This window comes from Streptomyces sp. NRRL F-5727 (genome assembly GCF_000719555.1).
GTDB lineage: Bacteria > Actinomycetota > Actinomycetes > Streptomycetales > Streptomycetaceae > Streptomyces.
On sequence record NZ_JOGX01000098.1, the window covers coordinates 1 to 15,817 of the forward strand.

General features: G+C 73.4%; 14 protein-coding genes and 1 pseudogene. 2 read left to right on the forward strand and 13 right to left on the reverse strand.

Annotated features, from left to right (window positions below; all coding sequences use genetic code 11):
* From IF73_RS42395 to IF73_RS0135305, 4 genes and pseudogenes are all read right to left on the reverse strand, one after another.
* Positions 1 to 418, reverse strand: a pseudogene (locus IF73_RS42395) (LytR family transcriptional regulator); the annotation flags it as partial.
* A 24-nt stretch (positions 419 to 442) separates the two neighbouring features.
* On the reverse strand, positions 443 to 1,060 hold the full coding sequence (gene nadD / locus IF73_RS0135295; RefSeq protein ID WP_031015202.1) for a nicotinate-nucleotide adenylyltransferase: 618 nt from the start codon (positions 1,058 to 1,060) through the stop codon (positions 443 to 445).
* Between the two features lie 64 nt (positions 1,061 to 1,124).
* Complete coding sequence (locus IF73_RS41695) at positions 1,125 to 1,289, reverse strand: hypothetical protein (protein WP_030494103.1); 165 nt, start codon at positions 1,287 to 1,289, stop codon at positions 1,125 to 1,127.
* A gap of 84 nt (positions 1,290 to 1,373) precedes the next feature.
* Entirely contained in the window at positions 1,374 to 1,616 is a 243-nt protein-coding gene (locus IF73_RS0135305; RefSeq protein ID WP_031015204.1) for a hypothetical protein, read from the reverse strand.
* A gap of 146 nt (positions 1,617 to 1,762) precedes the next feature.
* Here IF73_RS0135305 and IF73_RS0135310 point away from each other — a divergent pair, with 146 nt between their 5' ends.
* A complete protein-coding gene (locus tag IF73_RS0135310) occupies positions 1,763 to 2,911 on the forward strand; it encodes a M48 family metallopeptidase (RefSeq protein WP_051717647.1) in 1,149 nt (382 codons plus the stop codon).
* 7 nt (positions 2,912 to 2,918) lie between these two features.
* Here IF73_RS0135310 and IF73_RS0135315 read toward each other — a convergent pair whose 3' ends face one another.
* The 7 genes from IF73_RS0135315 to galE all read right to left on the reverse strand — a co-directional run bounded on the left by IF73_RS0135315 (position 2,919) and on the right by galE (position 9,736).
* A complete protein-coding gene (locus tag IF73_RS0135315) occupies positions 2,919 to 3,998 on the reverse strand; it encodes a hypothetical protein (RefSeq protein WP_031015207.1) in 1,080 nt (359 codons plus the stop codon).
* 105 nt (positions 3,999 to 4,103) lie between these two features.
* Entirely contained in the window at positions 4,104 to 4,748 is a 645-nt protein-coding gene (locus IF73_RS0135320) for a hypothetical protein (RefSeq protein WP_031015209.1), read from the reverse strand.
* An 88-nt stretch (positions 4,749 to 4,836) separates the two neighbouring features.
* Complete coding sequence (locus IF73_RS0135325; protein WP_031015211.1) at positions 4,837 to 6,120, reverse strand: glutamate-5-semialdehyde dehydrogenase; 1,284 nt, start codon at positions 6,118 to 6,120, stop codon at positions 4,837 to 4,839.
* Between the two features lie 127 nt (positions 6,121 to 6,247).
* Complete coding sequence (locus IF73_RS0135330) at positions 6,248 to 6,754, reverse strand: hypothetical protein (protein ID WP_031015212.1); 507 nt, start codon at positions 6,752 to 6,754, stop codon at positions 6,248 to 6,250.
* A 197-nt stretch (positions 6,755 to 6,951) separates the two neighbouring features.
* Positions 6,952 to 8,100: a glutamate 5-kinase gene (gene proB / locus IF73_RS0135335; protein ID WP_199806780.1), complete on the reverse strand. Its 1,149-nt coding sequence runs from the start codon at positions 8,098 to 8,100 to the stop codon at positions 6,952 to 6,954.
* Between the two features lie 95 nt (positions 8,101 to 8,195).
* On the reverse strand, positions 8,196 to 8,633 hold the full coding sequence (locus IF73_RS38300; RefSeq protein WP_031015217.1) for a GtrA family protein: 438 nt from the start codon (positions 8,631 to 8,633) through the stop codon (positions 8,196 to 8,198).
* Between the two features lie 116 nt (positions 8,634 to 8,749).
* A complete protein-coding gene (gene galE, locus IF73_RS0135345; protein WP_031015218.1) occupies positions 8,750 to 9,736 on the reverse strand; it encodes a UDP-glucose 4-epimerase GalE in 987 nt (328 codons plus the stop codon).
* Positions 9,737 to 9,962: 226 nt separating this feature from the next.
* Between galE and IF73_RS0135350 the strand changes: the two genes are divergently transcribed.
* The gene (locus IF73_RS0135350; RefSeq protein ID WP_031015220.1) at positions 9,963 to 11,720 is read left to right on the forward strand and encodes a stealth family protein; all 1,758 of its coding nucleotides are present in this window, start codon (positions 9,963 to 9,965) and stop codon (positions 11,718 to 11,720) included.
* A 58-nt stretch (positions 11,721 to 11,778) separates the two neighbouring features.
* Here the strand turns inward: IF73_RS0135350 and IF73_RS0135355 are convergent, their stop codons facing one another.
* Entirely contained in the window at positions 11,779 to 14,598 is a 2,820-nt protein-coding gene (locus tag IF73_RS0135355; protein ID WP_031015222.1) for a stealth conserved region 3 domain-containing protein, read from the reverse strand.
* On the reverse strand, positions 14,595 to 15,605 hold the full coding sequence (locus IF73_RS0135360; RefSeq protein ID WP_158822243.1) for a hypothetical protein: 1,011 nt from the start codon (positions 15,603 to 15,605) through the stop codon (positions 14,595 to 14,597). The genes IF73_RS0135355 and IF73_RS0135360 overlap by 4 nt, the downstream gene beginning before the upstream one ends.
* Positions 15,606 to 15,817: the final 212 nt, after the last annotated feature.

Here is a 15,817-nt window from a genome sequence, read left to right on the forward strand (position 1 = left end):
GCGCTGGGGCGGCGGGCGGCTCGGGGGCGGGCCGCTGGCCGGGGACGCCGGCCGGGGCGGCGGCGACGGGCGCGGCGGGCTCGGCGGCCTGCCACTGCTGTCCGGCGCCGCCGTAGGTGTCATAGGGGTCGTACGCGGGCTGGGCGTAGCCGCCCTGGGCCTGGCCGTGTCCCGGCATGCCGGCGTAGGGGTCGTACGCGGGCTGCTGGGGCGCCTGGGGCTGCTGCGGGGCCTGGGGCTGCTGGGGCTGGGCGTAGGGGTCGTAGCCGTACGTCTGCTGCTGTCCGGCGTACGGGTCGTACGCGGACTGCTGCGGGGGCTCGGCCTGCTGCTGGTACACCGGCTGCCCGTACGCGTCGTAGCCGATGATCTGCGGCTGCGGGTAGTACGGGTCGTACGGGTTCTGCTGATCGTTCACCGGTGCCCCTCCCCGGGACTGTGACTAGCCGCGGTACAGCTGGCGCTTGTCGATGTAGCGGACGACGCCGTCCGGGACGAGATACCAGACGGGGTCGCCCTCGGCGACCCGTGCGCGGCAGTCGGTGGACGAGATGGCGAGGGCGGGGACCTCGACGAGGGAGACGCCGCCCTCGGGCAGTCCGTCGTCGGTGAGGTCGTGGCCCGGCCGGGTGACGCCGATGAAGTGGGCGAGGGCGAAGAGCTCCTCCGCGTCGCGCCAGGTGAGGATCTGCGAGAGCGCGTCGGCACCGGTGATGAAGAAGAGGTCGGCGTCGCTGTTGAGGGAGCGCAGCTCCCTCAGGGTGTCGATGGTGTAGGTCGCGCCGCCGCGGTCGATGTCGATGCGGCTGACCGAGAACTGCGGGTTGGAGGCCGTGGCGATGACCGTCATCAGATAGCGGTCCTCGGCGGGCGACACGGCCTTGTGGCTCTTCTGCCACGGCTCGCCGGTCGGTACGAACACCACCTCGTCCAGGTGGAACAGGGCGGCGACCTCGCTGGCCGCCACCAGGTGTCCGTGGTGGATCGGGTCGAACGTCCCGCCCATCACGCCGAGGCGGCGCTTGCCGCGGCCGCCAGTAGGCACTTCCTGCTCTCCCATGCGTGCAGAGCCTACTGGCACGGCGGCGGACGCCGGCTCAGCGGCCTCCCGGTCCGCGTCCGGCTCAGCGGTCGCGGTTGAAGCGGGTGGTGATCCAGAGCAGCAGCATCAGCGCGAGGAAGGCGCCACCGCCGGTGACGTACGGGTTGAGGCTGTCGTGGTTGCCACCGTGCTCGGCGCCCTCGGAAGCAAGCGTGACGAGGTTGGCGGCGGTGCTGTGGAGGCTCATCTTCGGCAGACCTATCAGATCGGGGGTGGGAGCGGAGACTTCGCGCACATCGTATGCGGGCGGTCGCGGCTCTCTCACGCCGACTCAGGCGTTGGCGTCCTCGGCGTCCCCGGACGCCCCTCGGGCGGAGGTGTCGGCGGACCGGGTCTCGGCCGTCGTCTCGTCCGTCGTCTCGTCGCCTCCGTAGCCGCGGAGCAGAAACCAGGCGAGGAGGGCGCCGCCGACCAGGGAGACCAGCAGGACGATGCGGAGCGTGTCGCCCGGTCCCTGCTGAGCCGCCGCGGCGATGCCGGTGAGGGCGGCGGTGGCTGCGGCGATGTCCGGCATGCGGTCGTGCTCCCTTGTTCCACGGGGTTCTTTGTCCACAGGGCCCGAGTTGTCCACAGGCTCTCCGCCCACGGTAGCGCCCTCGCCTAGGGTGGGGCGTGTCAGGGGGACGAGTACCGACTCGTACGGATGGACAGGGGGCGTTCATGACCGACAACCACGGCGGGAACCAGCAGGGAAGCGCGCCGAGCAGGCAGCGCAAGCGGTTCCCCGGTATCTCCTCGCGGGCCTACGAGCACCCGGCGGACCGGTCGGCGCTGGTGGCGCTGCGGAAGCTGAGCGGTTTCGACACGGTGTTCAAGGCACTCAGCGGACTGCTGCCGGAGCGCAGTCTGCGGCTTCTCTACCTCTCGGACTCCGTCCGGGTGAGCGACGCGCAGTTCTCGCACCTCAACGACATGCTGCGGGACGCCTGTTACATCCTCGACCTGGACAAGGTCCCGCCGATGTACGTCACGCAGAACCCGGTGCCGAACGCGATGTGCGTGGGCCTGGACGAGCCGGTGATCGTGCTGACCACGGGGCTCGTCGAGCTGCTCGACGAGGAGGAGATGCGGGCGGTCATCGGCCACGAGGTCGGGCACGCCCTGTCGGGGCACGCGGTGTACCGGACGGTGCTGCTCTTCCTGACGAACGTGGCGCTGAAGGTCGCGTGGATCCCGCTGGGCAACGTGGCGGTGATGGCCATCGTGACCGCGCTGCGCGAGTGGTTCCGCAAGTCGGAGCTGTCCGCCGACCGGGCGGGGCTGCTGGTGGGGCAGGACCTGCGGGCGTCGATGCGGGGCCTGATGAAGATCGCCGGCGGCAACCATCTGCACGAGATGAACGTGGACGCGTTCCTCGCCCAGGCGGACGAGTACGAGAAGGCCGGTGACCTGCGGGACTCGGTCCTGAAGATCCTCAACGTGCTGCCGCGCTCGCACCCGTTCACCACCGTGCGGGCGGCCGAGCTGAAGAAGTGGTCGGAGAGCCGCGACTACCAGCGGCTGATGGACGGCCACTACCCGAAGCGCTCGGAGGACAAGGACACCTCGGTCACGGACTCCTTCCGGGAGTCGGCCGGTCACTACGCGCAGACCGTGCGGGAGAGCAAGGATCCGCTGGTCAAGCTCGTCGGGGACATAGCCGGCGGGGCCGGGGAGCTCGCGGGCGACCTGGGCGGACGGCTGCGGACGGTGTTCGGCGGCGGCGCCCCGAAGGAGCCGGGCAAGGAGCCGGGCAAGGACTCGGGCCAGGACTCGGGCCAGGACTCGGGCGGGGACTCCTCCGCCAAGGACACGGGCGCCGGGGAGTAGCCGGGCGTCAGGGCCTGGGCTGGGCGGCCGGGGCGAGGGCTCCGCAGAGCGCGGGGGCCGTGGGCCGGTCGGTGGCGTAGGGGTCGGTGAGGGCCGGTCCGGCCTTCGCCGGGACCTCGGCTCCGGCCAGCAGCGGCCTGAGCTCGCCTCCGGTGTCGGCGCCGCACGCCTGCGGCCCGGCCTCGACGGTGCTGACCAGCAGCTCGGCGCGGTGCATGCGCAGGTCCTCGCGGTCGAAGCGGAAGTGCAGGGTGCGGTGGACCGTGAAGAGGGAGGCGGCGGCGTCGGTGCCCGGGCCCTGGACGGCGGGGCGCAGCGCGTAGGTGAAGGTGTGGTCGGCGGTGACGTCGAGGGTGTCCGCGGTGGTCTCGGCGAAGCGCAGGGTGCCCTGGACGCGGGGCGCGGGCTCGGCCACGGTGACCTGCCGGGGGTCGAAGCGGACCACCCAGGCGGCGACGGCGTGCCGGCCGTCGTCGGCGGGTGCGGAGACGCTGCGGTCGAACTGGGCCAGCTGGTCGGGGTCGAGCAGCAGGCGGGCGGGCCGGACGGTCTGGCCCGCGAGGACGTCGGGCTCCAGGGAGGAGGCGACGAGGTAGTCCTTGGCGATGCTGAGGGCGGTGACGACCTGGCCCTCGGAGAAGTGGGTGGTGCGGGCGGCGACGGGGAGGTTGATGCCGGCGGCGCCGGTGCGGTACTCGGCGGCGGGGCTGCGGGCGAGGAGCCGGGCGGGGTCTCCGCCGGGGACGGGGCCCTGGGGGGCGAGCGGGACGACGGTGGTACGGAGCGGCTCGGCGCGCTGGTCGGGTGGGGGCTGGTAGGGGTTGCGCAGGCCGAGATAGACGGCCGTGCCGAAGGCGAGGAGGATCAGCAGGGCCAGGAGGAGGGCCTGGCCGGAGCCGTGGCGGCCGATGGGGCCGGGGCGGTTGCGGACGGCGAGCGCGTGCTCGCCCATTCGTTCCCGGGCGGAGTACTCCTGGAGGTGGGCAGCGCGGACGAACGCCTCGTCGAAGACGACGGATCGGTACTCGTCCTCACCGCCGGGGAGTCCCTCGGGAGTCCCCTCAGGCGGGTCGCCACGCCCTGCCATACCTTCAGGGTAGGTCGGCGGGGGCTTCGGTAAACGCCCAGGTACACGACAAGTTCGGAAGTTTTCCGCCGTCGGAGTGGCGGCCGGACGGCCGTCCGGGTGGTGTCAGGGTGTGCGGGGGGCGGCGGAGGCCGCGGGGGGCGTCCGGTCGGCGCTCGCCGGGTGGCCGGCGGCCGGCGGGGCGGCCGCGGTGGCCGGGGTGCCGGTGAGGACCGGTACCGGGGGCGCGGCGGCCGGGGAGGCGGCCGGCGGGGCCGGGTTGGGCTGGTCGACGCCGGTGGAGGCCGGCGGGACCTGGTCCTGCCGGTTGGCGGCGGCGCCGCGGTAGACGGCGGTGAAGGCGAGGGCCACCATGCCGATGCCCATCAGGAGGGCGAGGAGCCAGGCGACGGGCCGGTGCCAGCGGGCGCTGCTCCGGTAGGGGCGGAGGGCGCCGCCGTGGCGGCCGTAGGGGCTGGCGTCGTCGCCGATGTCGTCGGGCTCGTAGGTGAGGCCGACGGGGTCGCGGCCGTCGTCGTAGAGGTCGTCGTCGCCCGCGGCGCGGAGGGCGCGGGCGCGGGCCGATTCGGCGTCGGCGCGGGCTTGGGCGGCGGCGAGGAGGCGTTCGACGGCCGTCGGCTCGTGGACGGCGGCGGCCCTGACGAACTCCTCGTCGAAGACCACGTCCCAGTGGCCCTCGGCGGCGCCTCCGCGCTCGTCGTCGGGCTCCCAGCCGTTCGGGGACGGCCTGCCCCCCACGTCGTCCGGCACGGTCTCAGAGTAGACCGGGGATGTGGTTTTGGGCAGGGAGAGTGCGAAGTCTCCCCGCCCGTACCGAAAGGAGGTGTGCGAGGTGGTGTTACCGGATGTGACCGTCGCCGGTCACGATGTACTTGGTGGAGGTGAGCTCCGGAAGGCCCATGGGGCCGCGGGCGTGGAGCTTCTGGGTGGAGATGCCGATCTCCGCGCCGAAGCCGAACTGTCCGCCGTCCGTGAAGCGGGTGGAGGCGTTCACGGCCACCGTGGTGGAGTCGACCAGCTGGGTGAAGCGGCGGGCCGCGGCCTGCGAGGTGGTGACGATGGCCTCGGTGTGGCCGGAGGTCCACATGCGGATGTGCTCGACGGCCTTGTCGAGGGAGTCGACGACGGCGGCGGCGATGTCGTGGGAGAGGTACTCGGTCTCCCAGTCCTCGGGGGTGGCCGGGACGACGGTGGCCTTGGTGCCCTCGGTGTGGGCGAGGACCCGCTCGTCGGCGTGGACGGTGACGCCGGCCTCGGCCAGCGCGTCGAGCGCGCGGGGCAGGAAGGCGGCGGCGATGTCCTGGTGGACCAGGAGGGTCTCGGCGGCGTTGCAGACGCTGACCCGCTGGGCCTTGGAGTTGATCAGGATGTCGACGGCCATGTCGAGGTCGGCCGCGGCGTCGACGTAGACGTGGCAGTTGCCGGTGCCGGTCTCGATGACCGGGACGGTGGACTCCTCGACGACCGTCTTGATCAGGGAGGCGCCGCCGCGCGGGATGAGGACGTCGACGAGGCCGCGGGCGCGCATCAGCTCGCGGACGGAGTCGCGGGACTCGCCGGGGACGAGCTGGATGGCGTCGGCGGGCAGCCCGGCGCCGCCGACGGCGTCGCGGAGGACGGTGACGAGGGCGGTGTTGGAGGCGTAGGCGGAGGAGGAGCCACGGAGCAGGACGGCGTTGCCGGCCTTGAGGCAGAGGGCGGCGGCGTCCACGGTGACGTTGGGCCGGGCCTCGTAGATGATGCCGACGACGCCGAGGGGGACGCGGACCTGGCGGAGGTCGAGGCCGTTGGGGAGGGTCGAGCCGCGGACGACCTCGCCGACCGGGTCGGGCAGGGCGGCGACGTGGCGGACGTCGGCGGCGATGGCGCGGACCCGCTCGGGGGTGAGGGTGAGCCGGTCGATGATCGACTCGCTGGTGCCGGCCTCGCGGGCCTTGGCGATGTCCTCGGCGTTCGCCTCGACGATCTCCGCGGTGCGGACTTCGAGGGCGTCCGCGATGGCGAGGAGGGCGTCGTCCTTGGCCGAGCGCGGCAGTGGCGCGATCTGTGCGGCGGCGCCACGGGCCCGGTAGGCGGCCCGGGTGACCGGGGAGAGGTTGTCGAGGGGCGTGAGCGAGGTCATGCCCGCAGGGTACTGGCACGGGCGGGTGGACCCGGCACGTACGACGGGCGCATCCCGCAGTGCGAGACGCGCCCGTGTCGGTGCGCGGACGGCGGCTGCCCGGTCCGTGGCCCGGGACCCCGGCCGGTCAGTAGGGGTGGACCCCGACGGGGGCGGCGGGCGGCGGGCCGTAGCCCTCCGCGATCCGCTGGTGGTAGGTCTCCCGGTCGATGACCTCCAGGCCGACGATCTCCCACGGGGGGAGCTTGGCGGTCTGCCGGTGCTCGCCCCAGAGCCGGAGGGCGACGGCGGCCGCGTCGTGCAGGTCGCGGGCCTCCTCCCAGTACCGGATCTCGGCGTGGTCGTTGGCGTAGCGGCTGGTCAGCAGGAAGGGGTGGTCGTGGGCCAGCTGTTCCAGCCCTCGGCGCACCTCCTTCAGCGGTGACTCGACGCCGGACACGCTGAGGGTGACGTGCCACAGCTTGGACAGCGGGCGCTCCCCCGCGCCGCCGTCCCGTGTGCCCGTCTCGGCTGCTGTGCCCTTGCCTTCCGTGGCCGTGTCCTGTGCCGCGTCGAAGTCGGCTCCGGCCTCGACACTCGTCAGGGCGCGTTCGGCCGTCCCGCGGGGCAGTGCCCCTGGGCGCGCTCGTCTCACCGGCGGCCTCCTGTGTGATGCGTGTGGTGCTGTACCCCGCGTTTGCTCGTTACCCCCGAGACAAAGTTGACCAGTCCGAGCCGTCGCATGGGGCGGTTTTGGTAAAGGTCCCTTCCGGATGGCAGGAGTTTCAGCCGTTTCGGCGGTCGTTTCGCAAGGGCTTCCGCACCGGTTTCCGGCCTCGGAGGGGGGCGCGCTCAGCCGAGGACGACGAGGTCGTCGCGGTGGACGACCTCGCGCTCGTACTCGGGGCCGAGCTCCGCGGCGAGTTCGCGGGTGGAGCGGCCCAGCATCCGGGGGAGCTCCCTGGCGTCGAAGTTGACGAGGCCGCGGGCGACGGGGCGGCCGTCGGTGTCCCGGAGCTCGACCGGGTCGCCGGCGACGAACTCGCCCTCGACGGCGGCGATGCCGGCGGCGAGCAGCGACTTCTTGCCCTCGACGACGGCGCGGACGGCGCCGTCGTCGAGCGCGAGGGAGCCCTGGGGGGTGGAGGCGTGGGCGAGCCAGAGCAGGCGGTCGGCGGAGCGGCGGCCGGTGCGCTGGAAGTACGTGCCGGTGTCGCGCCCGGCGAGGGCGTCGGCGGCGCGGCTGGCGGAGGTGAGGACGACGGGGATGCCGGCGGCTGCGGCGATCCGGGCGGCCTCGACCTTGGTGACCATGCCGCCGGTGCCGACGCCGGCCTTGCCGGCGGAGCCGATCTCGACGTGGGCGATGTCCTGCGGGCCGCCGACCTCGGCGATCCGGGAGGTGCCGGGCTTGGCCGGGTCGCCGTCGTAGAGGCCGTCGACGTCGGAGAGGAGGACGAGGAGGTCGGCGCGGACGAGGTGGGCGACGAGGGCGGCGAGCCGGTCGTTGTCGCCGAAGCGGATCTCGTCGGTGGCGACGGTGTCGTTCTCGTTGACGACCGGCAGCGCGCCCATGGCGAGGAGCTGGTCGAGGGTGCGGTAGGCGTTGCGGTAGTGGGCCCGGCGGCTGGTGTCGTCGGTGGTGAGCAGCACCTGGCCGACGCGGACGCCGTAGCGGGCGAAGGAGGCGGTGTACCGGGCGACGAGGAGGCCCTGGCCGACGCTGGCGGCGGCCTGCTGGCGGGCCAGGTCCTTGGGGCGGCGGGTGAGGCCGAGCGGGGCGAGGCCGGCGGCGATGGCGCCGGAGGAGACCAGGACGATCTCCTTCTCGCCGCCGCTGCGGACCTTGGCGAGGACGTCGACGAGGGCGTCGACCCGGTCGGCGTCGAGGCCGCCGGCGGCGGTGGTGAGGGAGGAGGAGCCGACCTTGACGACGATCCGGCGGGCCTCGGTGACGAATGGGCGCGTCACGGTCTGCGGAGTCACGTCCGGTCGGTTCATGTCCTGCTGCACCGTCGCCATCTCCGTCGCCACCTGGGCCGTCCTCACTCGCTGTTCCGGCGCCGTGCGCTCCCGGCACGGTCGCGAGGGGCAATCTACGCGAGCCGGGACGGCTGCCGCTCCTCCGTTTCGCCCTCCGGACCGGCGTCCCGCGGACCGGGACCCCGGCTGACGAGGATCCGGCGGGAGATCACGTACGTGAAGGGGATGGCGACGACGGCGGCCACGAGTGGCGCGATCCGGTCGTCCGTTCCGGCCCAGGTGACGAGCGCGTACAGGCCGGCGCTCTGCACGACGTAGTTGGTGACGTTGGTGAGGGGGAAGAGGGCGAACTTCTTCCAGGTGGGGCGGGTGCGGTAGGTGAAGTACGTGTTGAGGAAGAAGGAGCCCACCATGCTGAGCAGGAAGGCGAGGGTGTACGCGGCGAAGTACGGCATCCAGGGGTGGAGGAGCAGGTAGCAGCCGAAGAAGGTGCCGGTGTTGATCCCGCCCACCACGCCGAAGCGGATGATCTGGCCGAGCTGGTCTCGCATGGGCCCATCAGATCGCCGAGAGATGAACGGGACATGCCGCGGGGGCGACACCCGCACGACGAACGGCCCCCTCGTACGGTGGGTACGAGGGGGCCGTTCGACGATTCCGACGAATCCTAGACGGCGGCGCCGCGGCGGGCGGTCCAGCCGGCCCAGGCAGAGCCGATCATGTCGCGGACGTCGTACCGGGCCTTCCAGCCCAGCTCTGCGGCGATGCGGTCGGCGGAGGCGACGACGCGGGCCGGGTCGCCGGGGCGGCGCGGGGTGACGACGGGCTCGGTGGTGTGCTCGGTGATCTCGTTGATCAGGCCGACCATCTCGGTGACGGAGACGCCCTCGCCGCGGCCGATGTTGACGGTCAGGTCGCGCGGCTCGCCCGCCTCGGCCCACTCGGCGAGCTTGCGGGCGGCGACGAGGTGGGCGTCGGCCAGGTCCTCGACGTGGATGTAGTCGCGGATGCAGGTGCCGTCGGGGGTGGCGTAGTCGTCGCCGAAGATCCGGGGCGCCTCACCGGCGTCGAGCCGCTCGAAGACCATCGGCACCAGGTTGAAGACACCGGTGTCGGCGAGCTCGGGAGTGGCCGCGCCGGCCACGTTGAAGTAGCGCAGGCAGGCGGTGGCGATGCCGTGCGCCTGGCCGGCCGCGCGGACCAGCCACTCGCCCGCGAGCTTGGTCTCGCCGTACGGGCTGAGCGGGGCGCAGGGCGTCTCCTCGGTGACGAGGTCGACGTCCGGCATGCCGTACACGGCGGCGGAGGAGGAGAAGAGGAAGTTGCGCACGCCGGCCGCGGCGACCGCCTCCAGGAGGACGGTGAGGCCGACGACGTTCTCGCGGTAGTAGTGCAGCGGCAGCTCGACGGACTCGCCGACCTGCTTCTTCGCGGCGAGGTGGACGACGCCGGTGACGGCGTGCTCGGCGAGCGTCCGGTCGAGCAGCTCGCGGTCGAGGGTGGAGCCGACGACGAGCGGCACGCCCTCGGGGACCCGGTGCGCGTATCCGGTCGACAGGTCGTCGAGGACGACCACCCGCTCGCCCGCCGCCGTCATGGCCCGGACCACGTGCGCGCCGATGTAACCGGCACCGCCGGTGATCAGGTACGTCATGCTCTCCCCACTCCCTTGTCGCTGAGCACCGCGGGAACTCCGCCGCGGAGTCACACCGTACCTGCTGCCCGCCGCGACGTCGAAACGCCTGCGTCCCGACGCGGGGGCGCACCCGCCTCAAGGGGGGCGCGTGACGGCTCTCGCGCGCCCCGGGGGTGTCCCCGGCAGGCTGCATACTGGTGCTGCTCACTCTCCGCATATGTACGTGTTCGAGGAGTAAACAGCAGTGCGAAATCCCGAGTCACCCCGGCTGCTGGGGGTCTACCGCCGAGCCGTTCCCGACCGCGTGCGACGGGCCGTCGTCGCGCAGGTGGACGCCGATGTGCGCCGCCGCGTGAAGCTCCGCATCGCCAGCGGGACCGCCGCCGCCGAGCGTCTGCGCCGCAACCGGCTGGCCCGGCGGTACGCGGCGCTCACCGCCGGACCGGACCGTGCCGTGATCAGCGTCGGCCGGGAGCCGAAGGTGGCGCTGATCGCCGAGGGGATCACGCCGCTGCGCGCCCGACGGGCCAATCTGGAGGCGGTGCTCGGCGCGCTCGCCGCCGCCGGCGTCGCGCACTTCTGCGTCCCCGGCAAGTCGGACACCTCCTCCGCGGTGGCCGTGCGCGAGGAGGACCGGGCCGCCGTGCTGGCCGCCCTCGCCGCCGCCTGCGCGCGGGAGCCGGGCTACGCGACCCCGGTCGGCGGGAACGGCCCGGTCAGCCGCCCCTCCCAGCCCGGTTTCGCCGCCGGGACCTGGCACCGGCTGCGTACCGCCGCCGTCGTGCGGCTGACCTGGTACCGGGCCGACCCCACCCACCAGCTCAAGCTGGGCGACGCGTACGGCTGCGACGTGGAGTTCTGGCGCGAGGAGGATGGCGAGCTGACCGCGCCGCGCCCGGGCCGGGTCACCGCCGTCCTGCCCCCGCAGGGCCGGCTCGTGGACGCCCCGGAGTGCTGCTTCACGGACTTCACCGACGTCCGCCCCGGCGCCCGTACCGTCCCCGACGGCGCGCCGCTCGTGCCGGCCCGCGCCGAGACCGCCGTCGTCCGCACCGACCAGGTCACCTTCCCCGTCGACGTCGTCTACACCTGGGTGGACGGCTCGGACCCGGAGTGGCTGCGGCGGCGCGCGGAGTACGCCGGCGAGGCGTACCACGCGGAGGCGGCCAACGCGGCCCGCTACCTCAGCCGCGACGAGCTGCGCTACTCGCTGCGCTCGCTGCACCTGTACGCACCCTGGGTGCGGACCGTCTTCCTGGTCACCGACGACCAGACGCCGTCCTGGCTGGACACCACCGTCCCCGGGCTGCGGGTCGTCTCGCACAAGGAGATCTTCCGCTCCCCCGAGGTGCTGCCGACCTTCAACTCGCACGCGATCGAGTCGCAGCTGCACCACATCGACGGGCTCTCCGAGCACTTCCTCTACCTCAACGACGACGTGATGCTCAGCCGCGAGGTGACCCCGGGGGACTTCTTCCACGCCAGCGGGCTCACCAAGTTCTTCCCCTCCCCCGCGCTGGTCCCGGTCGGCGAGCGCAGCCTCGACGACCCGCCGGTGGCCGCCGCGGGCAAGAACAACCGCCGGCTGATCGAACAGCGGTACGGCTCGGTCCTGGTGCAGAAGATGAAGCACATGCCGCATCCGCTGCGGCGCAGCGTGCTGGCGGAGATCGAGACGGAGTTCGCCGCCGAGTACCGCCGCACCGAGGCGAACCGCTTCCGCAGCGTCGACGACATCTCGATCGCCTCCTCGCTGCACCACTACTACGCCTTCCACACCGGCCGCGCGGTCCCGTCGACCGATCTGCCCTACGCCTACCTGGACCTCACCCACCCGTGGACGGAGACCCGGCTCGGCCGGCTGCTCGCCCAGCGCGACCGGGCGGTCTTCTGTGTCAACGACACGGTCTCCACGGAGCAGGACGCGGGCGGGCAGAAGGACCTCATCACCCCCTTCCTGGAGGCGTACTTCCCGGTCCCGAGCCCGTACGAGAAGCGCTAGGCGGTACGCGTGAGGGGGGCGCCCGGGCGGGCGCCCCCCTCACGCGTGTCCGGGTCGGTCAGTCCTTCTCGTACGGCGAGCGCACCGGGAAGTACGCCTCCAGGAAGGCGCGCAGCACCCGGTCCTGTTCGTCCAGCGGCACCTCCGCCTCCGCGGACTCGCCGATGCAGATGACGTCACGGTGGCGGGCGGCGAGGAGGCGGCTGAGCGCCACGTGGTGCTTGTAGTCGCCGATGTTGGCGTACGCGGCGGAGATCGAGCCGGGCGACGCCTTTCCGGTCAGATAGCCGTAGTGGTGGTGGAGCGAGGAGGTGATCGACAGGTCGGTCCGGCCGCGGAACGGGGTCGCGGCGGTCCGCGCGGTCTCCTCCGGCCACCGCTCGGCGATCTCCGCCAGGACGCTGCGGCGCAGTGGGTGCGGGGTGTGCAGGAAGCCGTGGGTGGCGATCCGGCCGAACGCCTCCTCCAGGAGGACCTGGTTGTTCTTGGCGGCGACGAAGTAGCCCTCGGTCCCGTCGGTGACGTCGCCGGGCGGGACGGCGGTCGGCGAGCGGAAGAAGAGCGAGTTGCCGTTCGACTGGAAGAACTTGTTCGGTGCGAGGGGGCGGCCGAAGAACACGTCGTCGTTGATGTAGAGGAAGTGCTCGGCGAGGCCCTCGATGCGGTGCAGCTGGGACTCGATGGCGTGCGAGTTGAAGCTGGGCAGCCACTGCGCGTCGGCGAAGAGTTCGCGGTGGCTCACCACCTCGACGTCGGGGTGGGCGGTGTCCAGCCAGGCCGGCGCCTGGTCGTCGGTGACGAGGAAGATCCGCCGGATCCAGGGGGCGTGCGCGGCGAGGGAGCGCAGCGAGTAGCGCAGCTCGTCGCGGTTGCGGAAGCGGACGTCGCCGGACTGGGCGTCGTCGGTGGCGAGCCCCTGCTCGCGGCGGGCGGCGTCGCGCTTGGCGCGCCACACCGGGTCGGTGTCGTCGACCCAGGTGTAGACGGCGTCGACGGGGAAGTCGACGTTCCACATGAGCTTCTTGGTGAAGACCGCCAGGGTCGGGTACTCCCGGCCGGCGACGGAGATCCGGGCGTCCCCGTCGAGGGAGGGCAGCCGGGGGCCGACGAGGGTGGTGCCGCGCGGGGCGGTGTACCAGCCGGTGTCGCCCTCTTCCTCGGACCAGAACTCGACGCCGCAGCCGTACACCGGCCCGTACCGCAGGGTCCGGCTGTCGCTGACGAGCGGTTTGAAGATCCGGACGCCGGCGACGTCGGGGGCGTGGGTGAGGGTCTCGGCGAGCCGGGCGCCGGGGGCGGCGGTCCGGGGGGCGACGAGCTCGGCGTAGACCGGCCGGCCGTGCAGCTCGGTGCCGAGGGCGCGCAGGGCGCGCTCCCGGTCGGGCTGCTTGACGGCGAGGCGGTGGCTGACGGTGGTGGGGTCGTGGAGCAGGACGTAGGGGACGCCGTGCCGTTCCAAAGCCTGCGCGGTCAGCTCCAGGTTGATCTCGCCCATGCGCCAGGACGGGACGTCGTCGCGGACCTCGGCGAGCCGGCCCGCCGAGCGGACCAGGGACTTGGGGTCCTTGGCCTGGAGGATGACCTCGCGGGCCTTCTGTTCGTCCGTGGAGGGCGAGAGCCTGCTGATCGGCGCGGAGACGGCGAAGCTGCGGCTGCCGCCGGCGGCGACCCGGTGGGCGGCGCGGTCGGCGCGGGCGGCGGCGCGGGCGGCCGGGCCCTCGGCGTGGAGCGCGGCGAAGAGCTCGTCCCAGCGGGCGGTGACGACCTCCGGGGCGAAGCGCTCGCGGGCCCCGGCGCGCGCGGCGGCGCCGTAGCCGGTGCGCAGTTCGTCGTCGCCCATCAGCCGGGAGAGGGCGGCGCCCAGCGAGGCGATGTCGTCGGCGGGTACCAGCAGGCCGTCCACCTCGTGGCGGACGATCTGGGAGGGGCCGGTGAGGGTGTCGTACGCGACGACGGGGACGCCGGCGGTGAACGCCTCCAGCATCACCAGCCCGAAGGACTCGACGCGCGAGGGCATCAGACAGATCGCCGCCGTGGCCCACTCCTCGGCCATCCGGCGGCTGCGGCCGACGAGTTCGACCCGGTCGTGCACGCCGAGGCCCTCGACGAGCCGGCGCAGGGCGGCCAGCTGGGGGCCGTCGCCGAAGATCCGCAGCCGCCAGCCGGGGTGCTCGTCGGCGACCTCGGCGAACGCCTGGATCGCGTGGTCGAGCTGCTTCTCCGGGACCAGCCGGCCGGCCACCACGATGGTCTTCGAGCCGAGGTCGGAGCGGGGCCGGTAACCGTCGGGCATGGCGTTGGGGATGGTGGCGAGGCGCGGGGCGGCGGTGCCGAGCGACTCGGCGAACCAGTCGGTGGTCAGCTCGGTGAGCGAGACCAGGGCGTCCAGCCGGGGGGCGTGGGTGAGGAGCGGTTCGCCGGTGGCGCCGCGCAGCTGGGAGACCCGGTGCTCCTGGTGGACGACGGCGACCCCGGCCGGGACGAGGGCGACGGCGGCGGCCATCAGGGCGGGGGTGGTGGTCACCAGGACGTCCGCGTCGAGCCCGGAGAGGGCGGCGGTCATCTCGATGTCGGAGAGCCGGTCGAAGGTGGGCTCCCAGGCGGTCTCGATCAGCTCGCTGGGCAGCTTGGCGAGGGCCTCGCACTCGCCCGGGGTGAGCGTGGAGGGGCGGACCGGGCGCGGCGAGCGGCCGGTGCGGTCCACCAGGTAGCGGATGGCCATCCCCTTCGCCTCCGGCAGGAACGGCTCCTCCTCCGTCCTGAACACGCTGAGGATCTCGACCTCGTGACGCGGCATCAGCTGGGCGGCCTGGGTGTAGGCGGCCATCTCGGTGCCACCCATGGCGTCGCCCCAGGTGAGCAGGATGGTGATCTTCATACGCGTTCCTCCGCGCCGTCGGGGGCGCCTTCGAACCCGACGCAGGAGACGGCGAGCGCCCCGGCCGAGGTGATGTAGGCATGCACTCGGAGGAGCGAGCCGTCTTCCAGGGCGATGATCCGGAACGAGGTGCGGATCACCTGGTCGCGCCGGCGCAGGTCGGTGAGCCGGCGGCCGATCTTGAGGCCGGTGCGGCCCTGCTGGAGCTGGATGTCCCAGCGGTGGGCGCGGCGGCCGGAGACCATGCCGGCGAGCGGCAGGTCGAAGGCGAAGCGGTCGCCGTCCCACTCCAGCGGGGCCCGGAGGACCGCGCCGCCGCCGCGGCGGACCGCCTGGGCGGTGTACGCGGCGGGCGGGGCCTGCGGGGCGACGACCCGGCCGCGGACCGTGATCCGGTCCCAGCGGAGGGCGAAGGTGTCGAGTTCGGCCTGGTGGGCGGGGGCGCGGACCTTGAGGACGGCGAAGCCGTCGACGGAGCGCATCAGCCGGAAGTGGGCGCCGCCGGCCGGGTCGGGCGAGACGGGGGCGACCGGGCCGTCGGTCGCGGGGAGGGCCACGGCGGCGACGCCGGTGCGGGTCTCCTGGCCGTCGGGGCCGGTGAGGACGGTGGCGACCCGCCACAGCCCGGCGGTGAGGGCGAGACCGGGGTCGCTCGCGCTGTCGCCGTCGGGTGCGTCCGTGAAGCGGAGGGCGGTGGTGGCGGTGAGCAGACGGGTGCCGTCGCTCTGCGGTTCGAGCTCCAGCGGGAGCCGGTGCGTCCGTCCGCCGCGGGCGAGTTCGAGCCGGGCGGAGGCGACGGCGGTGGTGGGCGGCACGAGCAGGGCGACGTTGAGGGTGCGGCCGCCGAGGACGGAGAGGTGGAGCGGGCGGAGCGCGGGCCGGGGCGGGATCCCCCCGCCGAACGCCGGCGCGGTGTGCAGCCGTTCGACCCGGCGGCGCATCCGCACCGCCACCCGCCGGGCTCGTTTCGCGGCACCCACCGCGTAGGGCAGCAAGGCGTCACTCACGACAATCCCGGCTTCCGTTCTGGGGGTTGACAGTCGGGCGCCACATAGTGGCAAGGCCCCCGAACGAAGGCAAATCCCCTGCGGGGCGTCCGGGGGGTGACGATCAGGTGACCGTTCACCGTCCTGACCCACACAGGTGTACGGGCTACGCCGCCGGTCCCCCACGCGTTCTCGGCCGGGCCCCCGCGCGCGCACGCCCCGCCCGCCCCCCG